Annotated in this window: 20 protein-coding genes and 1 pseudogene; 15 read left to right on the plus strand and 6 right to left on the minus strand. The window is 39.4% G+C overall.

Translation table 11 applies throughout. The annotated features are described in order from the left end of the window. Positions 1–103: 103 nt before the first annotated feature. Together hemG and corA are read left to right on the plus strand one after the other, a co-directional pair. Positions 104–2,068: a protoporphyrinogen oxidase gene (gene hemG / locus G8782_RS17345; RefSeq protein ID WP_172373578.1), complete on the plus strand. Its 1,965-nt coding sequence runs from the start codon at positions 104–106 to the stop codon at positions 2,066–2,068. Positions 2,069–2,220: 152 nt separating this feature from the next. After that, complete coding sequence (corA, locus tag G8782_RS17350; RefSeq protein WP_172373580.1) at positions 2,221–3,183, plus strand: magnesium/cobalt transporter CorA; 963 nt, start codon at positions 2,221–2,223, stop codon at positions 3,181–3,183. Positions 3,184–3,292: 109 nt separating this feature from the next. On the opposite strand, the gene G8782_RS17355 is transcribed toward corA, so the two are convergent. Continuing rightward, positions 3,293–3,712, minus strand: a complete 420-nt coding sequence (locus G8782_RS17355) for a hypothetical protein (RefSeq protein WP_172373582.1) — start codon at positions 3,710–3,712, stop codon at positions 3,293–3,295. A 212-nt stretch (positions 3,713–3,924) separates the two neighbouring features. Between G8782_RS17355 and ypfJ the strand changes: the two genes are divergently transcribed. The 3 genes from ypfJ (at position 3,925) to G8782_RS17370 (ending at position 8,031) form a co-directional block, all read left to right on the plus strand. Beyond that, entirely contained in the window at positions 3,925–4,770 is an 846-nt protein-coding gene (gene ypfJ, locus G8782_RS17360) for a KPN_02809 family neutral zinc metallopeptidase (RefSeq protein ID WP_172373584.1), read from the plus strand. A gap of 291 nt (positions 4,771–5,061) precedes the next feature. Next, the gene (locus G8782_RS17365; protein WP_172373585.1) at positions 5,062–5,922 is read left to right on the plus strand and encodes a DUF1672 family protein; all 861 of its coding nucleotides are present in this window, start codon (positions 5,062–5,064) and stop codon (positions 5,920–5,922) included. A gap of 21 nt (positions 5,923–5,943) precedes the next feature. After that, complete coding sequence (locus G8782_RS17370; protein WP_172373587.1) at positions 5,944–8,031, plus strand: SA1320 family protein; 2,088 nt, start codon at positions 5,944–5,946, stop codon at positions 8,029–8,031. A gap of 53 nt (positions 8,032–8,084) precedes the next feature. On the opposite strand, the gene G8782_RS17375 is transcribed toward G8782_RS17370, so the two are convergent. Further along, a complete protein-coding gene (locus tag G8782_RS17375; RefSeq protein WP_172373589.1) occupies positions 8,085–8,726 on the minus strand; it encodes a mediator of RNA polymerase II transcription subunit 21 in 642 nt (213 codons plus the stop codon). A 185-nt stretch (positions 8,727–8,911) separates the two neighbouring features. On the opposite strand from G8782_RS17375, the pseudogene G8782_RS17380 reads away from it, so the two are divergent. Next, positions 8,912–9,076 (plus strand): annotated as a pseudogene (locus tag G8782_RS17380) (isocitrate/isopropylmalate family dehydrogenase); the annotation flags it as partial. 148 nt (positions 9,077–9,224) lie between these two features. Here the strand turns inward: G8782_RS17380 and G8782_RS17385 are convergent. Next, a complete protein-coding gene (locus G8782_RS17385; protein WP_172373591.1) occupies positions 9,225–11,042 on the minus strand; it encodes a DNA ligase D in 1,818 nt (605 codons plus the stop codon). Positions 11,043–11,149: 107 nt separating this feature from the next. Here G8782_RS17385 and ku point away from each other — a divergent pair, with 107 nt between their 5' ends. The 4 genes from ku to G8782_RS17405 all read left to right on the plus strand — a co-directional run bounded on the left by ku (position 11,150) and on the right by G8782_RS17405 (position 13,502). Next, on the plus strand, positions 11,150–11,977 hold the full coding sequence (gene ku / locus G8782_RS17390; protein ID WP_172373592.1) for a non-homologous end joining protein Ku: 828 nt from the start codon (positions 11,150–11,152) through the stop codon (positions 11,975–11,977). A 19-nt stretch (positions 11,978–11,996) separates the two neighbouring features. Then, positions 11,997–12,200 carry a hypothetical protein gene (locus G8782_RS17395; RefSeq protein ID WP_172373594.1) on the plus strand — a complete coding sequence of 68 codons (204 nt, stop codon included), beginning with the start codon at positions 11,997–11,999 and terminating at the stop codon, positions 12,198–12,200. 101 nt (positions 12,201–12,301) lie between these two features. Beyond that, positions 12,302–12,859: a sugar O-acetyltransferase gene (locus G8782_RS17400; RefSeq protein WP_172373596.1), complete on the plus strand. Its 558-nt coding sequence runs from the start codon at positions 12,302–12,304 to the stop codon at positions 12,857–12,859. 187 nt (positions 12,860–13,046) lie between these two features. Continuing rightward, positions 13,047–13,502 carry a flavin reductase family protein gene (locus tag G8782_RS17405; protein ID WP_172373626.1) on the plus strand — a complete coding sequence of 152 codons (456 nt, stop codon included), beginning with the start codon at positions 13,047–13,049 and terminating at the stop codon, positions 13,500–13,502. A 57-nt stretch (positions 13,503–13,559) separates the two neighbouring features. Here G8782_RS17405 and G8782_RS17410 read toward each other — a convergent pair whose 3' ends face one another. Both G8782_RS17410 and G8782_RS17415 read right to left on the minus strand, forming a co-directional pair. Continuing rightward, entirely contained in the window at positions 13,560–14,585 is a 1,026-nt protein-coding gene (locus G8782_RS17410; RefSeq protein WP_172373598.1) for an AI-2E family transporter, read from the minus strand. A 138-nt stretch (positions 14,586–14,723) separates the two neighbouring features. Then, positions 14,724–15,557 (minus strand): CPBP family intramembrane glutamic endopeptidase, encoded by an 834-nt coding sequence (locus G8782_RS17415; protein WP_172373600.1) that lies wholly within the window; start codon positions 15,555–15,557, stop codon positions 14,724–14,726. A 134-nt stretch (positions 15,558–15,691) separates the two neighbouring features. Here G8782_RS17415 and G8782_RS17420 point away from each other — a divergent pair, with 134 nt between their 5' ends. Then, positions 15,692–17,029 carry an MATE family efflux transporter gene (locus tag G8782_RS17420; protein ID WP_172373602.1) on the plus strand — a complete coding sequence of 446 codons (1,338 nt, stop codon included), beginning with the start codon at positions 15,692–15,694 and terminating at the stop codon, positions 17,027–17,029. Here G8782_RS17420 and G8782_RS17425 read toward each other — a convergent pair. Next, positions 17,026–17,928, minus strand: coding sequence for a diacylglycerol/lipid kinase family protein (locus tag G8782_RS17425; RefSeq protein ID WP_172373604.1), 903 nt, complete (start codon positions 17,926–17,928; stop codon positions 17,026–17,028). The two genes, G8782_RS17420 and G8782_RS17425, sit on opposite strands and share 4 nt — an antisense overlap. Before the next feature lie 117 nt (positions 17,929–18,045). On the opposite strand from G8782_RS17425, the gene G8782_RS17430 reads away from it, so the two are divergent. The 4 genes from G8782_RS17430 (at position 18,046) to nadE (ending at position 21,115) form a co-directional block, all read left to right on the plus strand. After that, complete coding sequence (locus G8782_RS17430) at positions 18,046–18,387, plus strand: SMR family transporter (RefSeq protein WP_172373606.1); 342 nt, start codon at positions 18,046–18,048, stop codon at positions 18,385–18,387. A gap of 13 nt (positions 18,388–18,400) precedes the next feature. Beyond that, positions 18,401–18,715, plus strand: coding sequence for a DMT family transporter (locus G8782_RS17435; RefSeq protein ID WP_172373608.1), 315 nt, complete (start codon positions 18,401–18,403; stop codon positions 18,713–18,715). A 90-nt stretch (positions 18,716–18,805) separates the two neighbouring features. After that, positions 18,806–20,275 carry a nicotinate phosphoribosyltransferase gene (locus G8782_RS17440; RefSeq protein ID WP_172373610.1) on the plus strand — a complete coding sequence of 490 codons (1,470 nt, stop codon included), beginning with the start codon at positions 18,806–18,808 and terminating at the stop codon, positions 20,273–20,275. 12 nt (positions 20,276–20,287) lie between these two features. Continuing rightward, positions 20,288–21,115 (plus strand): ammonia-dependent NAD(+) synthetase, encoded by an 828-nt coding sequence (gene nadE, locus G8782_RS17445; protein ID WP_172373615.1) that lies wholly within the window; start codon positions 20,288–20,290, stop codon positions 21,113–21,115. The last annotated feature ends 30 nt before the right edge of the window (positions 21,116–21,145 follow it).

A 21,145-nucleotide genomic window follows, 5' to 3' on the forward strand; every position in this document is an offset into this window, starting at 1 on the left:
TCGTATAGTGATGATTATCACAGTAGAATAGTAGATTAATCACTATTCTTAAATGGAAGGTACTAGTTTCTACTATCATTCCAAAATAAGAGGAGTGTTTAATATGCTTAATTTAAACGAGGAAAGAGATTTTAACGTGCATCCATTTATCGTTATATGGGAAGTGACTCGCGCGTGTGCATTGAAGTGTTTGCATTGCCGGGCGGAGGCGCAATATCAAGCTGATCCGTATCAATTATCATTCGAGGAAGGAAAAAAACTGATCGATCAGATCGCGGAAATGGATAATCCTCTTTTCGTCTTTACTGGGGGAGACCCATTAATGCGTCCCAATCTTTTTGAACTTGCCAAGTATTCGATTGAAGAAAAAGGTCTTCCTGTTTCGATGACACCGAGTGCTACGCCAAAGGTGACACGTAATGCTATTCTAAAAGCGAAGGAAGTTGGGTTGTCGCGTTGGGCATTCAGTTTGGATGGTTCATGTGCGGAGATTCATGACCATTTTCGCGGGACGAAGGGGTCTTTCGATAGGACTATGAAAGGCATTGAATTTTTGAAGGAAGCGGAAATTCCAATTCAAGTAAATACGACCATCTCGAAATATAATCTTCACGACCTTGAAGCGATTGCTGAAAAAGTGAAGGAAATGGGCGCAGTTCTTTGGAGCACGTTCTTCCTGGTGCCAACGGGCAGAGGAATGCAAAAAGATATGGTGAGTCCAGAGGAACATGAAGAAGTCATGAAATGGCTTATTGACATAACTTTAATTGAAAAAAGCAAGGAGTTGGGAGGAAAAGTTCAGACGCTTCGTCGGGACGGCTTTATCATTGAAAGGGGCCCTGATGCTTTTCTTGCCCGTAAATTACCGATTATTACCTTAACGAAAGAGCTTGGGCTTGAAGACGAGTTGGTCGGTACAAATCCGAGGGCGAGGACAAACTATATATATCATAAGAATAAACTGCATAAAATGCCGCTTGGCCTTGTGCTTGGTATTCCCACAAAGTTGACGCCATTCATGAAAACAGGCTTAATATCTCCTTTCGGAAAGTTGCGGGCAGCTCTTGATTTGCTGCTTCCTAAGAAGGGAACTTTAGACGATGAATCTCTTGGCCATTTTATCCAACGACGGTTGGGAAAGGAAGTATTGGAAAATATCACAGAACCCTTGCTCGGCGGAATCTATGCAGGTGATACGCAGACGCTTAGTCTTCAAGCGACGTTCCCGAACTTTTTTGAAATGGAACAGAAGCACCGCAGTCTTATATTGGGAATGGTTGCTGGGATGAAAAAAGCGCCCGTTTCAAATACGCCCAATTCCGCGGAAAAAAGTATGTTTTTAACTTATAAAAATGGGATGTCGACATTGGTTGAAAGATTAACAGAAGAATTAAAGTCAATTCGAATTATTAAAGGAAAAGGTGTAGATGAAGTCTTTAGAATGGAAGATGGCTATGAAATTCTGCTGGAGGATGATACCATGCTCCAAGCGGATGGTCTTGTCATGGCACTGCCGACTCAACAGGCAGCTTCGCTTTTACCCGATGTGGAATTTATCGACTGGTTGAAGAAAATCAACTATGTTTCAGTTGCCAACATCGCTTTGACGTTTGATAAAAAAGACATTTCTTTTCCGATGAATGGGACCGGTTTTCTTATCCCCGCGAAAGAAGAAACTGTACTCACAGCTTGTACATGGTCTTCTTCAAAATGGTTACATGCGGCTCCGGAAAACAAGTTGTTATTTAGATGTTATGTAGGCCGAGAAAGGGATCAACAATGGGTTAAATGGTCTGATGAGGAGTTATTAGCGAAAGCGTTAAATGATTTAAAAAATATTATGGGCATAACTGCCACGCCGAATTCTCATGTAATCACTCGAGCGAAGCATTCGATGCCACAGTATCCCGTTAACCATATTGATCAATTAAAAAAACTGAGGGAGAGCTTAATAATTCAAAAGCCAGGCGTATTTCTTTGCGGGGCGGGCTATGAAGGCGTAGGTATTCCGGATTGTGTTCAGCAAGGGAAAAGTGCAGCTGAAAAGATGTTGAAGTTTCTGTCATAAATCTTCAGTTTTGACTACTTCCAAAAAATGGGGAGTAGTCTCTTTTTCGTCTACCGCAAAAAATGATTAATCCTGTGAACATTGGCAAATAGTGACTGTAGGGTTAGTACAAACGCATTCCGACGATAGTGGACAAGAAGGAAGGTTGGCCAATGATACGGACGATGGGACTTACTATAGATGATGACCTTATTTTCGACTTCCCGCTGGACGAGATTTCAAATGGGTCGTTCCTATGGTACTGGGTGGATTTTGATCAGCCTACTAAGGAAGAAGAATCAATGTTGCATTCGGTATTTAATTTTCATCCACTCGCAATTGAAGACTGTTTGCATCGTTTACAGCGACCGAAGCTAGATTACTATGATGAGTACGTTTTTTTTGTCCTGCATTCCATATGTCATAAGGATTTATCCGCAGAAGAACTAAATCTCTTCCTTGGAGAAAATTTCATTGTCACTTTTCATTATGATGATATTCAAGAACTGAAGCGTGCACGTGAAGAAATAACACAGAATCCGAAAAAGTGGGAACGTGGACAAGTGTTTAAAACTTATCAAATCATCGATAACTTAGTTGATCACTACTTCCCGATACTTTATAAAATTGAAGACCACCTAAATGAAATTGAAGACCAATTGTCACCATCTACAGTCCATTTGTCTATGGATTATGTATTTGAAGTTCGCAGTGATTTGCTGCGTTTACGGCGAACAATTTTTCCGATGCGCGAGCTTTTATACCGGATGCTCCATTCGGAAAGGTTAGGGCTTACTTTTAATGAACGTGCTTATTTTACTGATATTCACGACCACTTGTTGCGGCTGGGGGAGATCATTGAAGCAAATCGGGAACTAACATCCGATATAAGGGACAGTCAGTTATCAATCAATTCGAATCGGATGAACAGCATTATGATGACTTTGACAATTATCTCGTCCATTTTTATACCGCTTACTTTCATCGCGGGAGTGTATGGGATGAATTTCGATAATATTCCCGAATTACATTGGAGATACGGGTATGTGATCGTACTAGGTGCCATGTTTTTTACGGGCGCTGCCATGGTGATGTGGTTTAAATACAAAGGTTGGCTTCGTATATTTAAGTCATGATGAAAAGGTCGCAATAATCTGCGTACAGAATGTTAATAGGCTGGCCAATCAATCGAATACATCCCAAAGGTTACCTGAGTTAGATTCTATTTTGAACAGTTCACAAAAGTCATAGCCAGTACTTTATAAGGTAACCAACAATCAAACTGTACATTGCGTGACCGATTGTCCAATAAAACCAGGCAAGTACATCTGTAACAGCAGGCGGTTTTTCAGTTAAGGCAGTCAAAAAGAAAAGAACAGCTGCCCCGCCAGTATAAACGATTAAATAGGTTGAAATGCGTCTTTCCAGATGAATCGTTTTTAAGATAAAGAAGAGGGCAACGACACTAACAATACAGAAGAGAAAATGAAAGGTTAAACCAATTATTGTTAGTGGACGAAACGCATTCAAAAATGGTATGTAATCCATATTGAAAAGAAGTATATAGGCTTGATTGCCGGTGAGAAGATGGATGGTTTTCATAAAGGCTGCCAGCACGATACCCGCAAAGATTCCGATAGCCACTAGTTTGAAGAGGTTTCTCATTTTATTCCTCCTTTAGTTGGAATATATCGTTATTAACTTATTCCCCTGCTTGTAACAGTAAAACTTATGTGAAGCAGTAATGAAAGAGATTGCGCTACCTACTTTGGTATCGCAGTCTTTTTTTATGTTCCCGAAAGATGCACTAATATTTATAAAAAAGGGTATACCATGATTACTGAATCTCGATATGGTTTGATGGAGGGATATTATTAATGAAATATAAAGGTAGAAGAGGAAGCGCCAATGTTGAGGACAGGCGCGGGATGGGTGGCAAGACACTCGTGGGCGGTGGAATCAGCGGGCTGATTATCGTTTTAATCATAACGTTCATGGGCGGTAATCCGGGTGAGATTTTAAATAATTTAGGGGCAACGGGTACGGACCAAAATGTACCTTATGAACAAACGGAAGAAGAGAAGGAATTAGCGGAATTCGTATCAGTTGTATTGGCTGATACGGAGGAAGTATGGACAAATCTTTTTGCAAAAGAAGGCATGACATACAAGGAGCCGAAGCTCGTTTTATATTCGGGTAGTGTTCAATCCGCTTGTGGTGTTGCGGGTTCCGCTGTCGGTCCGTTTTATTGTCCTGGCGATCAGAAATTGTACATAGACTTGAGTTTTTATCAAGAGTTGCAGAATAAATTCCAAGCTCCTGGCGATTTCGCAATGGCTTATGTCATTGCCCATGAAGTGGGTCACCATGTTCAAACTTTGCTTGGGACAAGCGGTCAAGTTAATGAGTTGCAGCAACGTTTAAGTAAGGAAGAATTCAACAAATATTCCGTAATGCTAGAGCTCCAAGCTGATTATTATGCCGGTGTATGGGCCCATCACGCGCAAGGCATGGATTTATTGGAGGAAGGGGATTTGGAGGAAGCATTGACAGCTGCAAGTGCAGTCGGAGATGATACAATACAAAAACGCGCCCAAGGATATGTTGTTCCCGATAGTTTCACACACGGCACATCTAAGCAACGGAAAAATTGGTTTTATAAAGGATTTGAATTCGGAACTATAGAGGATGGCAACACATTTGAAGGGACTGGGATTAGGTAATCATTGTTTTCTTCTAACTGGATTGAAGACAGGTCAGCTAACGACTTGTCTTCTTATTTGATTACCAAATGTTCGTGTGCATGGGTAGTATCAACTAGTCTAAATCCCTATGCTTTAACTACTGTTTTCCGAAAATGCAGAATCTTAGTTCCTTTTTAGTTCACAAAAGCTTCTAACATCATTACAATTAATATAAAACTATTATTAAAATAAAGAGGAGACTCTACTCTGATGAATAAAATTTATTGCATACTTGCGGGACTATTACTTTTGTTAGGGGGCTGTGACAGCGTGAAGGTTACTAAAGGTGGGGAACCAGAAAATTCAGTTGAACAAGATGGATATGAAAAAGAAAACTTTGTCAGGATTCAAGATTATAAAGGCGAAGGTTTTGAACTTAGAGGCAGTCTAAAAGAAACAGGTGAAATTGCACAAAACAATCTTGAAGACATTGAAATAGCAGTTCAAGATTTTTTTAAGGAAAAATATAAAACAGATGTGACAGTTCATAATATTGTCAGTGCTGCCGACGGGGTATCTGTGTTTGTGGAGTCGGTCGGTGAACCGCATTTCTATACTTTTGCGATTGTCCCAGTTGACGTGAAAAACAAAGAAGTAAAAACGGATAGCGTTTGGTCTCAAGAAGGCCAAGTTGAAAACGCGATACAAAGTGGCCTCTATGCGATGGCTTATGATCAAAAGTTCCAGAAGTTAGATGAATACTTCAATAAGCTAGTAAAAGAATACCCTGTTGTTGGCAGACCCTTGGAAGTTATTGAAAATGTGAGAGCTGATGGTTATGCGACCCCCTATTATTATATGAGTACAGTAGGGGAAACGTTTGAATCGATCCTAGAAATGTATTTGGAGAATCCGAATATTTCCAAAGAAGATATCATGGCATACTTCCACCACAATGAATTTGACACGAAATATGCAATAATTACTGTTTATTTATTTATGGAAGAGGCTGACGCCGAACCGGACAATGAGATATTTTCCGCAATTGTATCCGATTTGAACGAATTAGAAGGCATTCCACGAGGCGAATATACGGTCCTTCTAAATGACAATTTAGTCGATAAGCGAAGAGGCATTGGAACGAAAGATAATACGTTGAGGACGGATAAAGATAAAATTATTAAAGAATAATGAATTAGGGGGGCGTTACGTATGAGTGCTACTGCTGACATTTCCAGTGCTGCGGGTACACATGACAAGGATTTAGTTCAGTTAGCTGGATACCATGCGTATAAGTATTACGATGTGGGTCATGTAGAAATCTTAAATGGAAAATATTTCGAGGTCATAGACACCGAATATGATACTTTAACTGGGCTTGATGCGATGGCGGTGAAAAATTTGGAGACGGATGAATTGTCCGTTGTATATGTGGGCAGTGATCAACTAATAGGTGATTGGTTGAAAACAAATACCCAACTTCCAAGTTATGTAGAACCTACACAGATGAGTGCCGCAAAGAAGTATTTTAAAGATGTGCAAGATAGGTTCGGAGAAGTTTCATCCGTCACAGGAAATTCTCTAGCAGGCGCAAATGCAAATGCTGTGGGGATTGAGAACCCTAACGTTAAAGTTGTGACACTTAATCCAGCGATGCTCCCGGGTGGAATGATTGATTCAACGAAACAGTATTCCAATATAACAAACTACTACAGTAAATACGACGTGTTAACGATATCCCAAGATACTATGAGATACAGCGACCGCATTCCGGGTAATGTATTTGTCATTAACAATGGCGTTTCTAAGTTTTCGGAGATTATAGGAAATCATAAAGGGTATCCAGAAGCAAAATTGGACGGTGAATTTAAAATTGAAATAGGCAAAAAAGGAGAACCGGGTCATGGCTATATTCATGTAGGTGCCGATGATCATATTGTGACGAGCATTTGGACGGGGGCGCCTCTTTACGGTGGTCAGACAACTCGAATAAAAATAAATGAAGAAATTTTGCATCAGCTTGCGGGAGGCATAAAGTCTGAAGTGAAGGGCCGCGTGGAGATTGCTGCCGGCTATATAGAAAATTCCATTAGTATTGTGCAAGATGAAAGTGTCGAGTTCAATCGTCGCATCACCCAACTACAGGAAATGTTTCAAATGTTGTTCGAAGATCTTGCCGGCGATCCAATTTTCAAAGGGATTACGACAACAGGTTACATCATTAAATCGTATATTGACACACTTATAGAACTTTTAAATACTGCAGAAGAAAAATGCAGGTTTTTAAACAGCGTTCTAAATTCGAAACCGGTGGAAATAATTGAACATATCACATCAACCGATATTAGTGTTGAAAGCATTTTTGCACCTGCTAAAGAATACCTCTTGAATCTTAGATATGATGTTAACGAACTTGCTTCGAGTGCACAAAATATTATCCGTAACGAGATACCCGATATATTTAAAAGTAAAAAACATGATTTTGTAGATGCGATAGTAGGCGAACTCGATGCGCATTATATGATTATCCAAGATAATAAAGTGAAAGTAGATAGCCAATTAACCATGTACGGGGAACAAATTAGTACCATCGCGGATGTCTTTAGTTTTGTTGATCAAAATTCCGCAAGATATATAGAGAAAAAGTCAAGTTCGATAGAAATTCTAAAGAATAGTCAACAGAAGGTGATGGTATCGCTTAAGGATTCGCCTTACCTAGAAAATCGAATGAAGCTAAAAGAATTACATGTGGATTTCGTACATTCAATGCTAAAAAATAAATCAATGACAATTTTAATGCCAATTCTTGTTGTTATTCGAGGTGCGCTCAGAGCAATTGAAGGGCTTTTGGAGTCGGCAATTTTTGCGATTAAAGCTGCTACAAATATAGCTATCTATGGAAATCCAGTAAGTTTGTTTTGGAGCATATTTACTGATTATGACGAAAAAGTAAAAGATGCTGCTAAAGAAGCGAGAAAGCCGATTGAAGAGATGGAATCTATAATTGAAGGGCTTAGAATAGCAATGGATCGATTAATGATAGGTCTTCCAGAAATGTTGAATAACTTTAAATCCTATATTGACACGGCAATTTTCCTGCCTAGCAAATATTCAAATATACGCCTCTATAATATCGCGTCTTCGTCAATTTTTGATGAAATGGATTTACTGTTTAACGATATCACGCAACAATTAAGTAGTGAAAAAGGAAAGGCAATAGACGCAGCTCTAGAAATATCTAAAAGTGTATCGACGAATATCCGAATATTGAAAGAACAAATTGATAGGGGAACAATATAACTTGAAACTGATAAGGAACCAAGCACTCGCAGGTTCCTTAATTTTGTCTTCATTTACTTCTTCAGTTCCTCGTCTTTCACTCTTTCCAATTCTTCTATTTCATCAATGAATTCCTGCTCTTTCAATCTTTTTTCTCTTTCAAGTTCTTTTATTTCTTCCATATCGGCTTGGTATTGTTCTTCTACTTCCGTTGTTGAAGGAATAAAGGGTTCGTTATTATAATCCGTTCGTTTTCCATAACGTATCATTTCGTAAATAATCATTCCATTATTGGGTTTTCCATTTACAGTGAACATCGGAACGATGTCGAAAAGAACGAAATAGAACGCATAAAAAATAAAACGATCAAAAAAAGTTTTATAGTCTTGAAGATAACCGTTGGCTAGCAAGGCGTTAAGAGCTAATGCCAGAGATAGATTAATTAAAATCGGTCCTGCATAAATCGCTATATAAGCAAGTTTGCTTTTGTTTTTCAACTCGTCGAAAGAAAACCAGCTATACAGATGATAATGTTTTCTTATATCAAACATCCATTTCTTATAGATGCGCGGACCAGAACCAATGGTCAATCTGGGATTTTTAACGCCAAAAAGTCCGCTGATTACAAAATAACCAGCTTCCCTTAAAAATGTAACGACAGGTAGAATAATAAATGCTGAAATGATTAACGAGATTAAATCAGAAAATCCAAACATATTTATCTCCTTCCAAGCAAAAACCTGCTAATTTTGAAATACCCTCAGGAGAATGAATCGAATCATCTTACGGCAATGTGATTTTTTACAATTGTATAATGAATTCATGTAAGCTTAAATTAAGCAATCAACAAAAAATACATAGTTATGCAAATAAGAGGAAACAATGAAACCATTTCGCGCTTATACCTGGAGATGGAATAGGTCCCGAAGTTGTTGCAGAGGGCACAAAAGTTTTAAAGGCAATCGAACAGCTCGATTCAACAATCGCTTTCGCGTTCACCGAATTTCCGTGGGGTTGTGAATATTATTTAGCAAACGGAAAAATGATGGCCGATAATGGCATTGAATAATTGAAATCATTTGATGCGATTTTTCTTGGGGCTGATGACCAAGAACAGGAGGAATGGGCCTTGCGACCGTTATTGAGTTATTAAAATCCAAGGAGTAAATCTAAATAGAAGTCTTTCAATCGTTCCCTGAAAGACTTCTTTTTGTTTAGTTCAACAAATCCTTTAGCTGATTTAGAACGACTTCAAATTTTTGATCCTCTCCTATCTGACGAAAACTCTTGAAAGGATCGCCATTGACTTTAATTCGCTCCAAAACGGTCGACATTGGAAATAAAGCGGGTCGTAACTCGTCAGTCACTTCATCCCAGTATAAGGGGGTGGCGATAAGTCCCTGCTCGTTGCCTCGGGGGGAATACGGTGCGATTATTGTTTTTCCTTCAGCATGTTGAACATAATCCAAGTACAACTTGTTATTCCGGTTTTTCTTTAACCGTTCGATTGTAAACCACTCCGGTTCTTGTTCACATAAAAAACGACAGACAAATTCCGTGAATATTCGCGTTTCCTCATAAGTAAATGCGTCTATTGGCAATGGAATGTACAGTTGCAGTCCTTTGCCGCCGGATGTTTTTACGAATGAATGTAAATTGAACTGATCGAATATTGCTTTCATCTTCAGTGCCGCCTTGATCGCCAATGAAAATGCATCTACCGAAGGAGGATCTAAGTCAAATACAATTTCGGTTGGATAATGTGTTTTTATCGTTTGAAATGGGACGTGAAACTCTAGCGCTAGCTGGTTTCCTAACCATAGCAAGGATTGAAGATCATTGCAGACAATATAACGGATATCATCATTCTGTTTAGTAGTGATGAAATCAGGCGTGTAGTCTGGTGCATTTTTCTGATAAAAACTTTCTCCCGGTACACCATGCGGAAAACGAATCGCGGTCAAAAGACGGTCATTCAGAAAAGGGAGAAGATATGGAGCTATCTGCTGCAAATAAAAAATATAGTCATCTTTTTCAATGTCGATAGCTGGCCAAACAGGTTTATCGGGATGGGTTATTTGAATAGACGGCGGTATAGGATGGAGTTGCCGCTGCATTTTATTCCAGCTCACATCTTCCGGTGCCATATCAAAATTGAATTCATGAAATCGAGGCTCTCTCAGCTTTTTTCCATCAAAATCGATGCAGGCGACATTAACGCAAATAGACGGGGACAATTCCCAAATATCCTGATTAAACTTAGTACCTTTTGTTTGAATAAAGTCGACTAAAATATTTCTTTCTTCATCCGTGAAGCCGTGACGAAATACAGTAATCTCCACCAAGCTTTCCGCGATGTATACAGAACCGTGAAAAAAGCCGTTTTCTTGATTATATTTCGTCAAAACAACAGTCACGTATCTCCAGTTTTTAATCTTTAGCCATTGATTCGTCCGCTGTCCACTCAGCCAATCACTTGTTTTTCTTTTCGCAACGACACCTTCCGAGTTGTTTACTTGTGCTATATTCCACACTTTATCGGCATTATCGTATACATCGATGACTTGGATGGGCTCTTTCGCCGACACAAGAGTCGACTGGAATATTTTGCGTAGTTCCGCTTTACGGCGTGACAAAGGTAAATTCGTCAAATCCTTTCCCTTAATTCGAAGGAGATCGAACATGATATAACTACAAGGATAATTTTCGACATGTTTTGAAATGACATTTTCATTTCGCATTCTTCCGCGTGATTGAACGATTGAAAAATCACTTTTAAACTCATTGACTAAATGTACTAATTCACCATCTGCAGTTATCGGAAGAAAAGGAGCGACTTGTTCATAAATGGAAGTGTAAAAATGAATAATTTCGGGAAAGAGATGAGTAAGGTCGTTGCCATTTCTACTAACGAAAGTTGGTGATTTTTCATCCCAAACTAAAATACAACGAAAACCGTCGTATTTCACTTCATAAATCCAATCATTGCCGACTGGAATCTCATTTGCTGATGTCAAAAGCATCGGTTTCATAGTTCTGAACCTCTTCCGCGTTTTTCTTAGGATTTGATTAAATTTATTTCTTATACATAAATTTAATCAGTGCACACATAATAAGCCAAAAAGCGGGTGAGCAGCAAATGCATACAGTTTGGAAAGGCAGTATCAGTTTTGGATTGGTGAATATCCCTGTGAAGCTTCATGCAGCGACCGAAAATAAAGATATTAAACTCCGCCAATTGCACAAAGAATGCAATACGCCAGTGAATTATCAAAAGGTTTGTCCGATATGCGATAAAGAAGTTAAAAGTGAGGAAATTGTCAAAGCGTATGAGTACACGAAAAATAAATTCGTCGTTCTAGATCAAGAAGAATTGGAACAACTGAAAAAAGAGAATGAAGACAAAGCTGTAGAGATAATCGAATTCGTCAAGTTAGAAGAAATCGATCCAATTTACTTTGAACGCAGTTATTTCATGGCCCCGGATAGCGGTGGGGGTAAGGCTTATGCATTGTTGCGAAAAGCGCTCGGTGATTCTGGAAAAATCGGGGTAGCCAAAATTGTCATTCGCTCCAAGGAACAACTGGCTGTCGTTCGTGTTTATGGCGACACATTGTTGATGGAAACGATTCATTTTCCGGATGAAGTGCGAAATGTGCAAGATGTTCCGAACATCCCAAGTGCTGAATCAGTCATCCAGAAAGAATTGGATACGGCGCTCATGTTGGTTGAACAATTGACGACAAAATTTGATGCTGCCAAATATACCGATGATTACCGATCAGCCTTAATGGATTTGATTGAACATAAGAAATCGGGTGAAACTGTAACCCCTAGCGAGAAAGGGCCGGACATGCCATCGAATGTCATGGATTTGATGACTGCACTTCAAGCCTCGCTAGATAAAACAAAAAAGAAACCGGCAACGCGAAAGAAGACAACGAAAACAGCGAAGAAAAATGCATGATATATAGGAGGAAAAAAGGATGATTGAAAATTTCCAACTAGAAGAACCTTTATTTGAAGGACGGATTCATGAATGCCAACAGTTTACACTGACATTCAATGGTGAGGAATTCAAAGGCGTTTATAAGGATGACGAAATTAATTGGTATCATCCGCAACCTACTGTAGAAAACGATAATCGGATAGAGATTGAAATCGAAGTGTATAGCTTGCTGAAACAATGACAAAAAGGCTTTTCGTTATTTTCTAACGAAAAGCCTTTTTTAGGTAGTATTCTTAGAATGTATGTAGAATACTCTTATAGTAAATAAAAAGGGGATGCAATGTGAGAACTGAAAAAGAGAAAATGTTGAATGGCGAAATGTATAACCCCGATGACAAAGAGCTGAGAAAAGATCGCCGAAATGCACGAAGACTTACATGGATATTTAATCAAACGTTCGAAACAGAAGAAGAAAAAAGAATAAATTTACTGAAAGAGTTGTTTGGTTCAACGGGAGAAAGTATACATATCGAGCCGGTTTTACGATGTGATTACGGTTATAACATCCATGTTGGCGAGAACTTTTTCGCAAACTTTGACTGTACTTTTTTAGATGTATGCGATATTCGAATAGGGGATAATTGCTTTATCGCGCCGGGTGTACATATTTATACAGCCACACATCCAATAGACCCATTAGAAAGAATTGGGGGAACCGAATACGGGAAACCGGTAAGTATTGGCGATAATGTATGGATCGGCGGCCGAGCCATCATTAATCCCGGTGTTCGAATAGGAAATAACGTCGTCATTGCTTCGGGTGCCGTTGTAACAAAAGATGTACCGAATAATGTGGTGATTGGCGGAAATCCTGCACGGATAATTAAGACAGTCGAATAGGAAAGATTCTAATCGGCCAAATGGATTATTTGCTGAGAAACTCTTCCGCGTATAATTCATTTTTTATTCACAAATCAAAAAGTAAGTAAGATTATAGTGAATTTGGTATGATTTTATGTGAAAGAGTAGAAAGGGAGTTGCTAAAGTGGGAGCTAATCTTGAGCAAATAAATCGTTTTAAGCAAGCAATGGGGAGTTATCCGACAGGAGTCACAGTCGTAACTGCATTCGATGAAAATGATAAACCGATGGGATTAACGGTTAATTCGTTTGCATCCGTGTCTTTAGAACCTTTGCTAATCCTATGGTCAATCAATAAGGGCGCGGGTTCATACCAAGATTTTCTGAAAGTCGAAAAGTTTGCGGTTAATATATTGGCATCAGATCAAGCGGACTTATGCACATTGTTTTCTAGCAAAGTAGAGGATCGATTCGGCGAATGCGACTGGAAAAAGTCCGAATTAAATCTACCGATTCTATCAGATTCATTGGCTGCATTACAATGTAAAGTGTTTAAAAAAGTTGATGCCGGCGACCATACAATTATGATTGGGGAAGTACTCGATATACATAACGAGGAAAAAGAGCCTCTTCTATATCACAGAAGAACTATCGGAGCTATTCCCGAAGAGTTTTATAAATAAATAAATAAATAAGATCTGTCTGTCACCCGCTTTCGATACGGATGACAGACAGTTTTTTTATTCGTTGATTTTTGAACTCGCCGGCGCTTTATTCGTGACATCGAGTATGTCCAGGAGGAACACGAATACTGGAATCCCGATTATCAGTCCCCAGACGCCAAAGAAGTGTTGTGAAAAGATCAGCACGACGAATGTATAGAAAACAGGTAAATCCGTTTTCGATGACATCAGTTTTGGATTTAAGATATATGCTTCAATCCCGTGGATTATCATGATTGCGACAAAGAGATAGATGACTTTTAGGTAACCGCCAATTGTAAATGCAATGATAGTCAAAGGGACAAGAGATATGATTACACCGGCAACGGGTATGAGACCTAAAAAGAAAATCATGATGGCTAATCCAATTATTTGCGGGAAACCAAGCACCATTAATATTAGCACCGATAAGATCGTGTTGACGATTGCAATGATAAATTGCGCTTCAATTACCTTTCCAAATGTGCGTGTAAACTTTTGGCCGAAAAACTCAATTTCATAATAAAAAGGGGCAATTTTGCTGTTTTTAAACTTACTCGTGAATTCTTTTAATCTCGGTTTTTCAAGTATGAAAAATAAACTTAAAATCAAGGAAAGCAATACTTGAATACTTGTTTTACTAATGTCTGTGAACGATTTTAAAAGAAAAGAAAATCCGTCTTCCATATACTTTGCAATCTTATCGCTTGATATAACTGTTTCTATGTAGTTAATCAGCACATTGTCTTGTGACGCTGCAGAAAAAGACGTAATCCTCTTGACGAGTTGGCTGATTTCCGATGTAATGATTGGTAAGTATTTGGCGATTCCGACTGTCATGATGCCTACAATTATGGAATACAGAAGTATGACGAGCAAGGTGCGCTTTATATGTACGCGCTTGGTCGTGAATTCTACAAGCCGATCCATTAAAAATGTAAATATGAATGTCAGTAGAATAATATTAATCATACTTCTCACACTGTAGAGAATTAAAATCAATAAAGCGAAAATAATGATGCGTTTTACTTCCCTTTTTCGGAAGAGTTCTAGTAATCCATTCATCAAGCCAATCCCCTTATGAAAAAATTATAATGCCTGACAATCTATTTCTTCTAAGTATTAACCTATATGATGAAGAAAACAAGCTATTTACTTCTAAAAGAAAATATACGTATAAAGGAGCTCCAAACCCTGCAGGTTTTAGCTCCCCATTGTAATTTTATTGCTAAATAGCCCTTTTCCTAGTCGGTAAACAATAATGCCGGTTAATATGCTGCTTATGAATAAGAGTACGAGATGCGGTATAGCTGTTGCCGCAAGATCTGAACGGCTTGTGAGCGCAATTACGTCGAGCCATTCAATCCAGGCTGGAGGAACAAACATTAATGCCACAGCAAGCGTATTATTAAGCATATGCAATAATATAGGAATTAGTAAATTGCCGGTTCGTATAACTAAAAGGGCTGTAATCACACCAAATAAAAATGCCCCGATAATATCGGCATGCAAAATTCCGAATAGGATGCTAGATATTAAAATGCCGCCCCAAACAGAGGTTTTTTTGATAAGCCGTTGAAGAATTACCCCTCGAAAAAAGAATTCCTCGACAATAGGCGCTAAAATTGTAATCATGACTATTTCAATGATTAAGTACATACCGCTCTCGGGCATTGGTGTTTCTGCCAATAAAAAATCTACTACAAATGGCAAAATCGGACTTAATAAATATAAATAAAGCCAAAACGCGCTTAATGAAAAAGCGATGGAAACGATGACGATGACGAAGATGGAAGGTACCCATCGAAGCACGCCATTTGTATAGATGATTCGCCGAATGGAAATATCATGTTTTCTAAAATGATAACCGAAGAAAACAACCGGAACAAGCGCATAAAAAACGAGTCCGAATGCAGCAGAAACAAATTCAATATCCACGCCAGTAAACAGTAACAAGAAAAATAGAAACACTACTGTTGGAACTAAGAATAATGCTGTAACCCCGATCAAATGCCGGATCTTCATTTCACCAAACACTAAACCACCTCGCTGTCTATTCATAATGTACGAAATGAACGGATAAAAGTTTCAGGTTTTCGTATTCAAAATCAAATTCTGATAAAGTAGAGGATACTTTGTAGATTTCTAGGCCAGGTGAAAGGAGTTTCGAAGTGGCAAAACAATATGACTTTACGGAAGGGAACATTTTTAAACAGCTATTCATTTTTTCTGCGCCCATTATTCTTACAAACCTATTGCAAATCTCCTATCAATTTATCGATAGTCTTTGGGTTGGAAATTTAATTGGATCCAACGCGCTCGGGGCTGTAGCCATATCGGGGACAGTCATTTTTACGGTTCTTTCCTTTGTGATCGGATTAAACAATGCTGCACTCACCATATTGTCCCAGCAAAAAGGAAAGGGGAGCGAAGAAGGACTGAAGCGGTATTTAAATGCATTCGTTGTCATGCTATCTGGAATGTCCGTCGTCTTGGGATTAATCGGCTTTATAATGGCGGAACGAATTTTGCTTCTACTCGGAACGCCTGATGCGATGATAGACATGGCGGCATCGTATTTACAAATTAATTTTATCGGCATGTTATTCTTGTTCGGCTATAACTTCATTGGAACCGTATTTCGTTCCGTCGGAGATTCTAAAACGCCTTTATATTTTGTGATAATTGCTGTCATACTAAATACCGTTCTTGACCCGCTTTTCATATATACATTTGATTGGGGAATCGAGGGGGCCGCTTATGCGACGATCGTATCGCAAGGGGTGGCATTCGGTACAGGACTCTTTTTCACCTTGAAGAAAAATCTTGTTCCGTTTTCAAAGCCGCATTTACCGGCGCGAAGGGAAGTTTTCGATATTTTGAAATTGGGAATACCATCAGGGTTGCAAATGAGCGTCATTTCTGCCGGCTCCATGGCAATCATGAGCGTCATCGCATCTTTTGGTTCTGCAGTAGTAGCTGGATACGGGGCAGCGCAGCGGTTGGATAGTCTCATTATGTTGCCAGCGCAAGCACTTGGTGTAGCTGTGAATAGCATGGCGGGCCAAAATATTGGTGCAAATAGATGGGACCGCGTGCATCGTATTACCTTTTATGGATTTATTTATAATTTAATTGTGATGTTTATGCTCGCTTTAGTCATGTTCTTATTCGCTAATTATGGCATACGGCTTTTTATTAAAGACCCGGCCGCAGCAAGATTTGGAACGAGCTATTTAAAAATGGTCGCCTTTTTCTACCCGTTCCTTGGCATTAACTTTATTTTGAACGGTACAGTACGGGCTGCTGGCGCTATGTTTCAAGTCCTCGTACTTAATATTATTTCATTTTGGATACTCAGATATCCGATGACATACTTGCTTTCAACCATATTCGGCGAAAAAGGGATTGCGCTCGGTATCGGTATCAGTTTTGCAATCAGCAGCGTTTTTGCTTTTCTTTATTATCGATTTGGCCGTTGGCAAGACGCGAAAGTATTTGGCGATTAAACAGTTAATACTAAAGATAGTGCATTTTCGCGAATGGTTATATGCAGTGGGGTGGATATGATAATTTCTCCATCAACCATGGCAGGAATCGGTCGATTGGTTTCAATCGTTATTTCTTTGCCGGCATTGTAAAATACCCCTTCTTTCGTAACCGGACCCCCCCGAAGCAAATCAGGGAATAGTCGAAATAGGACATTTAAACGGTTGGCATTATTGAGATGCGTGATATTTAGAAAACCGTCTGAAGGATTCGCGTGCGGACAAATATTTAATCCGCCGCCGTAAAAGGCTGTATTGCCGCAAGCAATAAGCCAAGCGTTCGTTAATTTCAGAACTTCGCCGTCAATCGTCAGCTTTCCGTTAAAGGGTTTGAAAGTCAGTAGCGTTATAACAGCTGAGATTATATAGGAAAATGAACCGATTCCAAGCTTATTGAGAATCGGCTTGTAAAATGACTGATTTACTTGGTTCCCGATTGCAGAATCGAGACCAGTACCTGCAACGGTAATGCCGAAACGTCCATTCACGTTAATTAAATCGGTTGAAGTCGTTTTACCAGCCAGCAGCTTATACACGAAGTCTTTAGGATTATCGGTTAACTGAAACATTCTCGCAGTATCATTGCCGGATCCTGAAGGGAAAATCGCAAGTGGGACAGTCGATTCGGCTAGTTGTTGAATGACGGAATTTATCGTCCCGTCTCCGCCAATGACGGCCACTGCTTTTAAGTCATTTTGTGTTAGTAGATTTTTGGAAATAAATTTTTCTGTTTCTACTTGTGAATTACTCATAACCTTTTCGAAAGGAATTTGTTGTTCGTTTAATAGATTTTCGATTTGCGACCATTTTTTTAACGTGTTTTTGTTGCCAGAATGTAAGTTAACAATAAATAGATACATAACATGACCTCGTTTCTGATCGGGCATGATTACCCTATATACATGTAACAATAGGGTATACTAAGTGGAGAATCAACAGGTAAGTAAAAGAGCAAATGCGGAAAGGGGAGAACAAATGTGGCTTGGCTCTACGTACTTTTTGCGGCAATCGTTGAAGTTTTCTGGGTGATTGGGTTGCGCTATTCCGACTCGGTTTTGGAGTGGACCGGAACAACCATCATGATTGTTTTAAGCTTTTACTTGATTATCAAAGCTTGCGAAAACTTACCTTCTGGAACTGTATACGCCGTATTTACCGGCTCAGGCGCTGCTGCGATTGTTCTGATCGATTTCATAGTTTTTGATGCGGCATTTTCTCTTATGAAGGTTCTGTTTATTGGTTTAATCATCGTTGGCGTTGTCGGGATTAAGATTACGGATAGCGGTGAAAATGAGTCGCAGGTTGATCAATCATCGTAAAGGAGGCAGGAAAATGGCTTGGTTATATCTTGTTATTGCAAGTTTAGGAGAAATACTTGGCGTTATGAGTATTAATTTATACATACAAAAGAAATCGATGGCCCGGCTGCTACTCATCGTCGTCACCTTTACGTTTGGTTTCATTTTTTTGGCACTTGCAATGCGTGATATTCCGATGGGAACCGCTTATGCGATATGGACCGGATTAGGCGCGGCGGGCGCTGTTCTAATGGGCGTTTTGTTTTTCAAAGAACCCGCGAGCTGGAAACGCCTCTTGTTTTTATCTTTTATCATCGCCGGCGCGGTAGGATTGAAAGTTTTCGGATGAAACTTTACATAAGTGATTGAATGACGTTGGAAAAGGGTAATTAGTGTATACTATTAGTTACAATTTGAATGTTGGGAGAAGGAGATTGACATGAGTTCAATTTATGCAGACGATAGCAATGCATTACATACAGACTTATATCAAATCAATATGGCTGAATCATATTGGGCAGACGGGATTCACGATAAAAAAGCCGTCTTTGAATTGTTTTTCAGAAGTTTACCATTCGGAAACGGGTATGCCCTATTTGCGGGATTGGAACGGATTTTGGACTACTTGAAGGAATTTAAACTTAGCGAAAGTGATTTAACATATTTGAAAGAAGAGCTCCATTATGAAGATGACTTTATCGATTATTTGAAAGAATTGCGTTTCACAGGCGATGTTTATTCAATGGAAGAAGGGGAACTCGTATTTGCGAATGAACCAATCCTGCGTGTTGAAGCTCCACTTATTGAAGCGCAGTTGATTGAATCCGCCTTATTAAATATTGTTAATTACCAAACTTTAATCGCTACGAAAGCGAGCCGTATCAAGCAAGTGACAAAAGATGAAATGGTATTGGAGTTTGGAACAAGACGTGCCCATGAAATGGATGCTGCCATATGGGGTGCGCGCGCTACGGTTATCGGCGGCGTTGAAGCAACAAGTAACGTTCGGGCAGGGAAGAAATTCGGCATACCGGTTTCGGGAACTCATGCACATTCACTCGTACAAGCATACAAAAGTGAATATGAAGCTTTTCATTCTTATGCAAAACGTCATAAAGATTGCGTGTTTTTAGTCGACACGTATAACACGTTGAAAATTGGAGTTCCGACAGCGATTCAAGTAGCGAAAGAACTCGGTGATAAAATTAACTTCAAAGGGATTCGTCTTGATAGCGGAGATATCGCATTCTTATCAAAAGAATCTCGCCGCATGCTGGATGAAGCCGGATTCCCGGACGCTAAAATCGTCGTCTCAAACGATCTTGACGAATATACGATCTTGAACTTAAAAGCGCAAGGAGCAAAAGTTGATGTTTGGGGAATTGGCACGAAGCTTATAACCGCATACGACCAACCGGCCCTTGGAGCTGTTTATAAAATCGTGTCGATTGAAAATGATGAAGGCGAAATGGAAGATACGATTAAGATTTCTTCCACCGCGGAAAAAGTGACGACACCCGGTCAGAAAAAGTTGTATCGAATTATCGACCGTGAAAACGGAAAAGCTGAAGGCGATTATATAACGATGCACGATGAAGACCCGACAGCAGAAAAGCGTTTGAAAATGTTCCATCCTGTTCATACATTTATATCTAAGTTTGTCACGAATTTCGAGGCGAAGAACTTACATGTGAAAGTAGTGGAAAGCGGAAATATTATTTACGAAAATCCAAGCCTGATGGAAATGCAAAAATATGCAAAAGAGAATTTAGATCTGCTATGGGAAGAATACAAAAGATCTCTGAATCCGGAAGAATATCCTGTCGATTTAAGCCAAAAGTGCTGGGATAACAAAATGCGTAATATTCAAGAAGTCCAAGAAATGGTGGAAGAGTATACGCACGAATAAGGAGAGATAATGATGGAATCGCTACAAGAAAGAATTATTGCTGAATTGAAAGTTAAACCTGTCATTGATCCGCATGAGGAAATTCGGAAGTCAGTGGATTTCATGAAGGAATACGCAAGGAAGCATTCATTTTTAAACGGTTTCGTTATCGGGATTTCAGGCGGGCAAGATTCTACGCTGGTGGGGAAGCTCGCTCAAATCGCCGTTGATGAATTAAACGACGAAAATCAGACCGATCGTTATCAATTCATCGCGATTCGACTTCCTTACGGTACGCAATTTGACGAAAAGGATTGTCAGGATGCACTTGATTTTATCCAGCCTTCTAAGATATACACGATTAATATTAAGGAGTCAGTTGATGCGAGCGTTCGGGCATTAACTGAAATTGGCGTAAATCTGTCCGATTATGCCAAAGGAAATGAGAAGGCCAGAGAACGTATGAAAGTTCAGTATTCGGTAGCAGCCATGCATAATTGCGTTGTGCTCGGTAGCGATCAAGCAGCAGAATCGATAACTGGATTTTATACGAAGTTCGGAGACGGCGGAGCGGACCTCATGCCGATATTTCGATTGAATAAAAGGCAGGGTAAGGAACTATTGAAAGAACTGGATTGCCCTGTGCATCTATATACAAAAGTTCCGACCGCAGATCTTGAAGACGAGAAGCCTTCACTACCAGACGAAGTAGCGCTAGGCATAACCTACGACCATATCGATGATTATCTTGAAGGAAAAGAGATTCCCGAAGAACCGCGGGAACGACTCGAACAGTATTATCTTAAATCCATGCATAAACGACATATGCCAATAACAGTCTTTGATGACTTTTGGAAATGAATCGTTGATTAAGTATAGAAGAGAATTTTA

It is taken from the genome of Sporosarcina jiandibaonis, from assembly GCF_013184495.1.
Lineage (GTDB): Bacteria > Bacillota > Bacilli > Bacillales_A > Planococcaceae > Sporosarcina > Sporosarcina jiandibaonis.

Bases quoted from the DNA above. Each gene is read 5' to 3' on its own strand.
- G8782_RS17410 (WP_172373598.1), bottom strand. From the start codon at position 14,585: ATGAATGGATTACTAGAACTCTTCCGAAAAAGGGAAGTAAAACGCATC.
- G8782_RS17375 (WP_172373589.1), bottom strand. From the start codon at position 8,726: ATGTTTGGATTTTCTGATTTAATCTCGTTAATCATTTCAGCATTTATT.
- G8782_RS17385 (WP_172373591.1), bottom strand. From the start codon at position 11,042: ATGAAACCGATGCTTTTGACATCAGCAAATGAGATTCCAGTCGGCAAT.
- nadE (WP_172373615.1), top strand. From the start codon at position 20,288: ATGGAATCGCTACAAGAAAGAATTATTGCTGAATTGAAAGTTAAACCT.
- ku (WP_172373592.1), top strand. From the start codon at position 11,150: ATGCATACAGTTTGGAAAGGCAGTATCAGTTTTGGATTGGTGAATATC.
- corA (WP_172373580.1), top strand. From the start codon at position 2,221: ATGATACGGACGATGGGACTTACTATAGATGATGACCTTATTTTCGAC.
- ypfJ (WP_172373584.1), top strand. From the start codon at position 3,925: ATGAAATATAAAGGTAGAAGAGGAAGCGCCAATGTTGAGGACAGGCGC.
- G8782_RS17395 (WP_172373594.1), top strand. From the start codon at position 11,997: ATGATTGAAAATTTCCAACTAGAAGAACCTTTATTTGAAGGACGGATT.
- G8782_RS17370 (WP_172373587.1), top strand. From the start codon at position 5,944: ATGAGTGCTACTGCTGACATTTCCAGTGCTGCGGGTACACATGACAAG.
- G8782_RS17355 (WP_172373582.1), bottom strand. From the start codon at position 3,712: ATGAGAAACCTCTTCAAACTAGTGGCTATCGGAATCTTTGCGGGTATC.
- G8782_RS17405 (WP_172373626.1), top strand. From the start codon at position 13,047: ATGGGGAGTTATCCGACAGGAGTCACAGTCGTAACTGCATTCGATGAA.
- hemG (WP_172373578.1), top strand. From the start codon at position 104: ATGCTTAATTTAAACGAGGAAAGAGATTTTAACGTGCATCCATTTATC.
- G8782_RS17435 (WP_172373608.1), top strand. From the start codon at position 18,401: ATGGCTTGGTTATATCTTGTTATTGCAAGTTTAGGAGAAATACTTGGC.
- G8782_RS17425 (WP_172373604.1), bottom strand. From the start codon at position 17,928: ATGTATCTATTTATTGTTAACTTACATTCTGGCAACAAAAACACGTTA.
- G8782_RS17440 (WP_172373610.1), top strand. From the start codon at position 18,806: ATGAGTTCAATTTATGCAGACGATAGCAATGCATTACATACAGACTTA.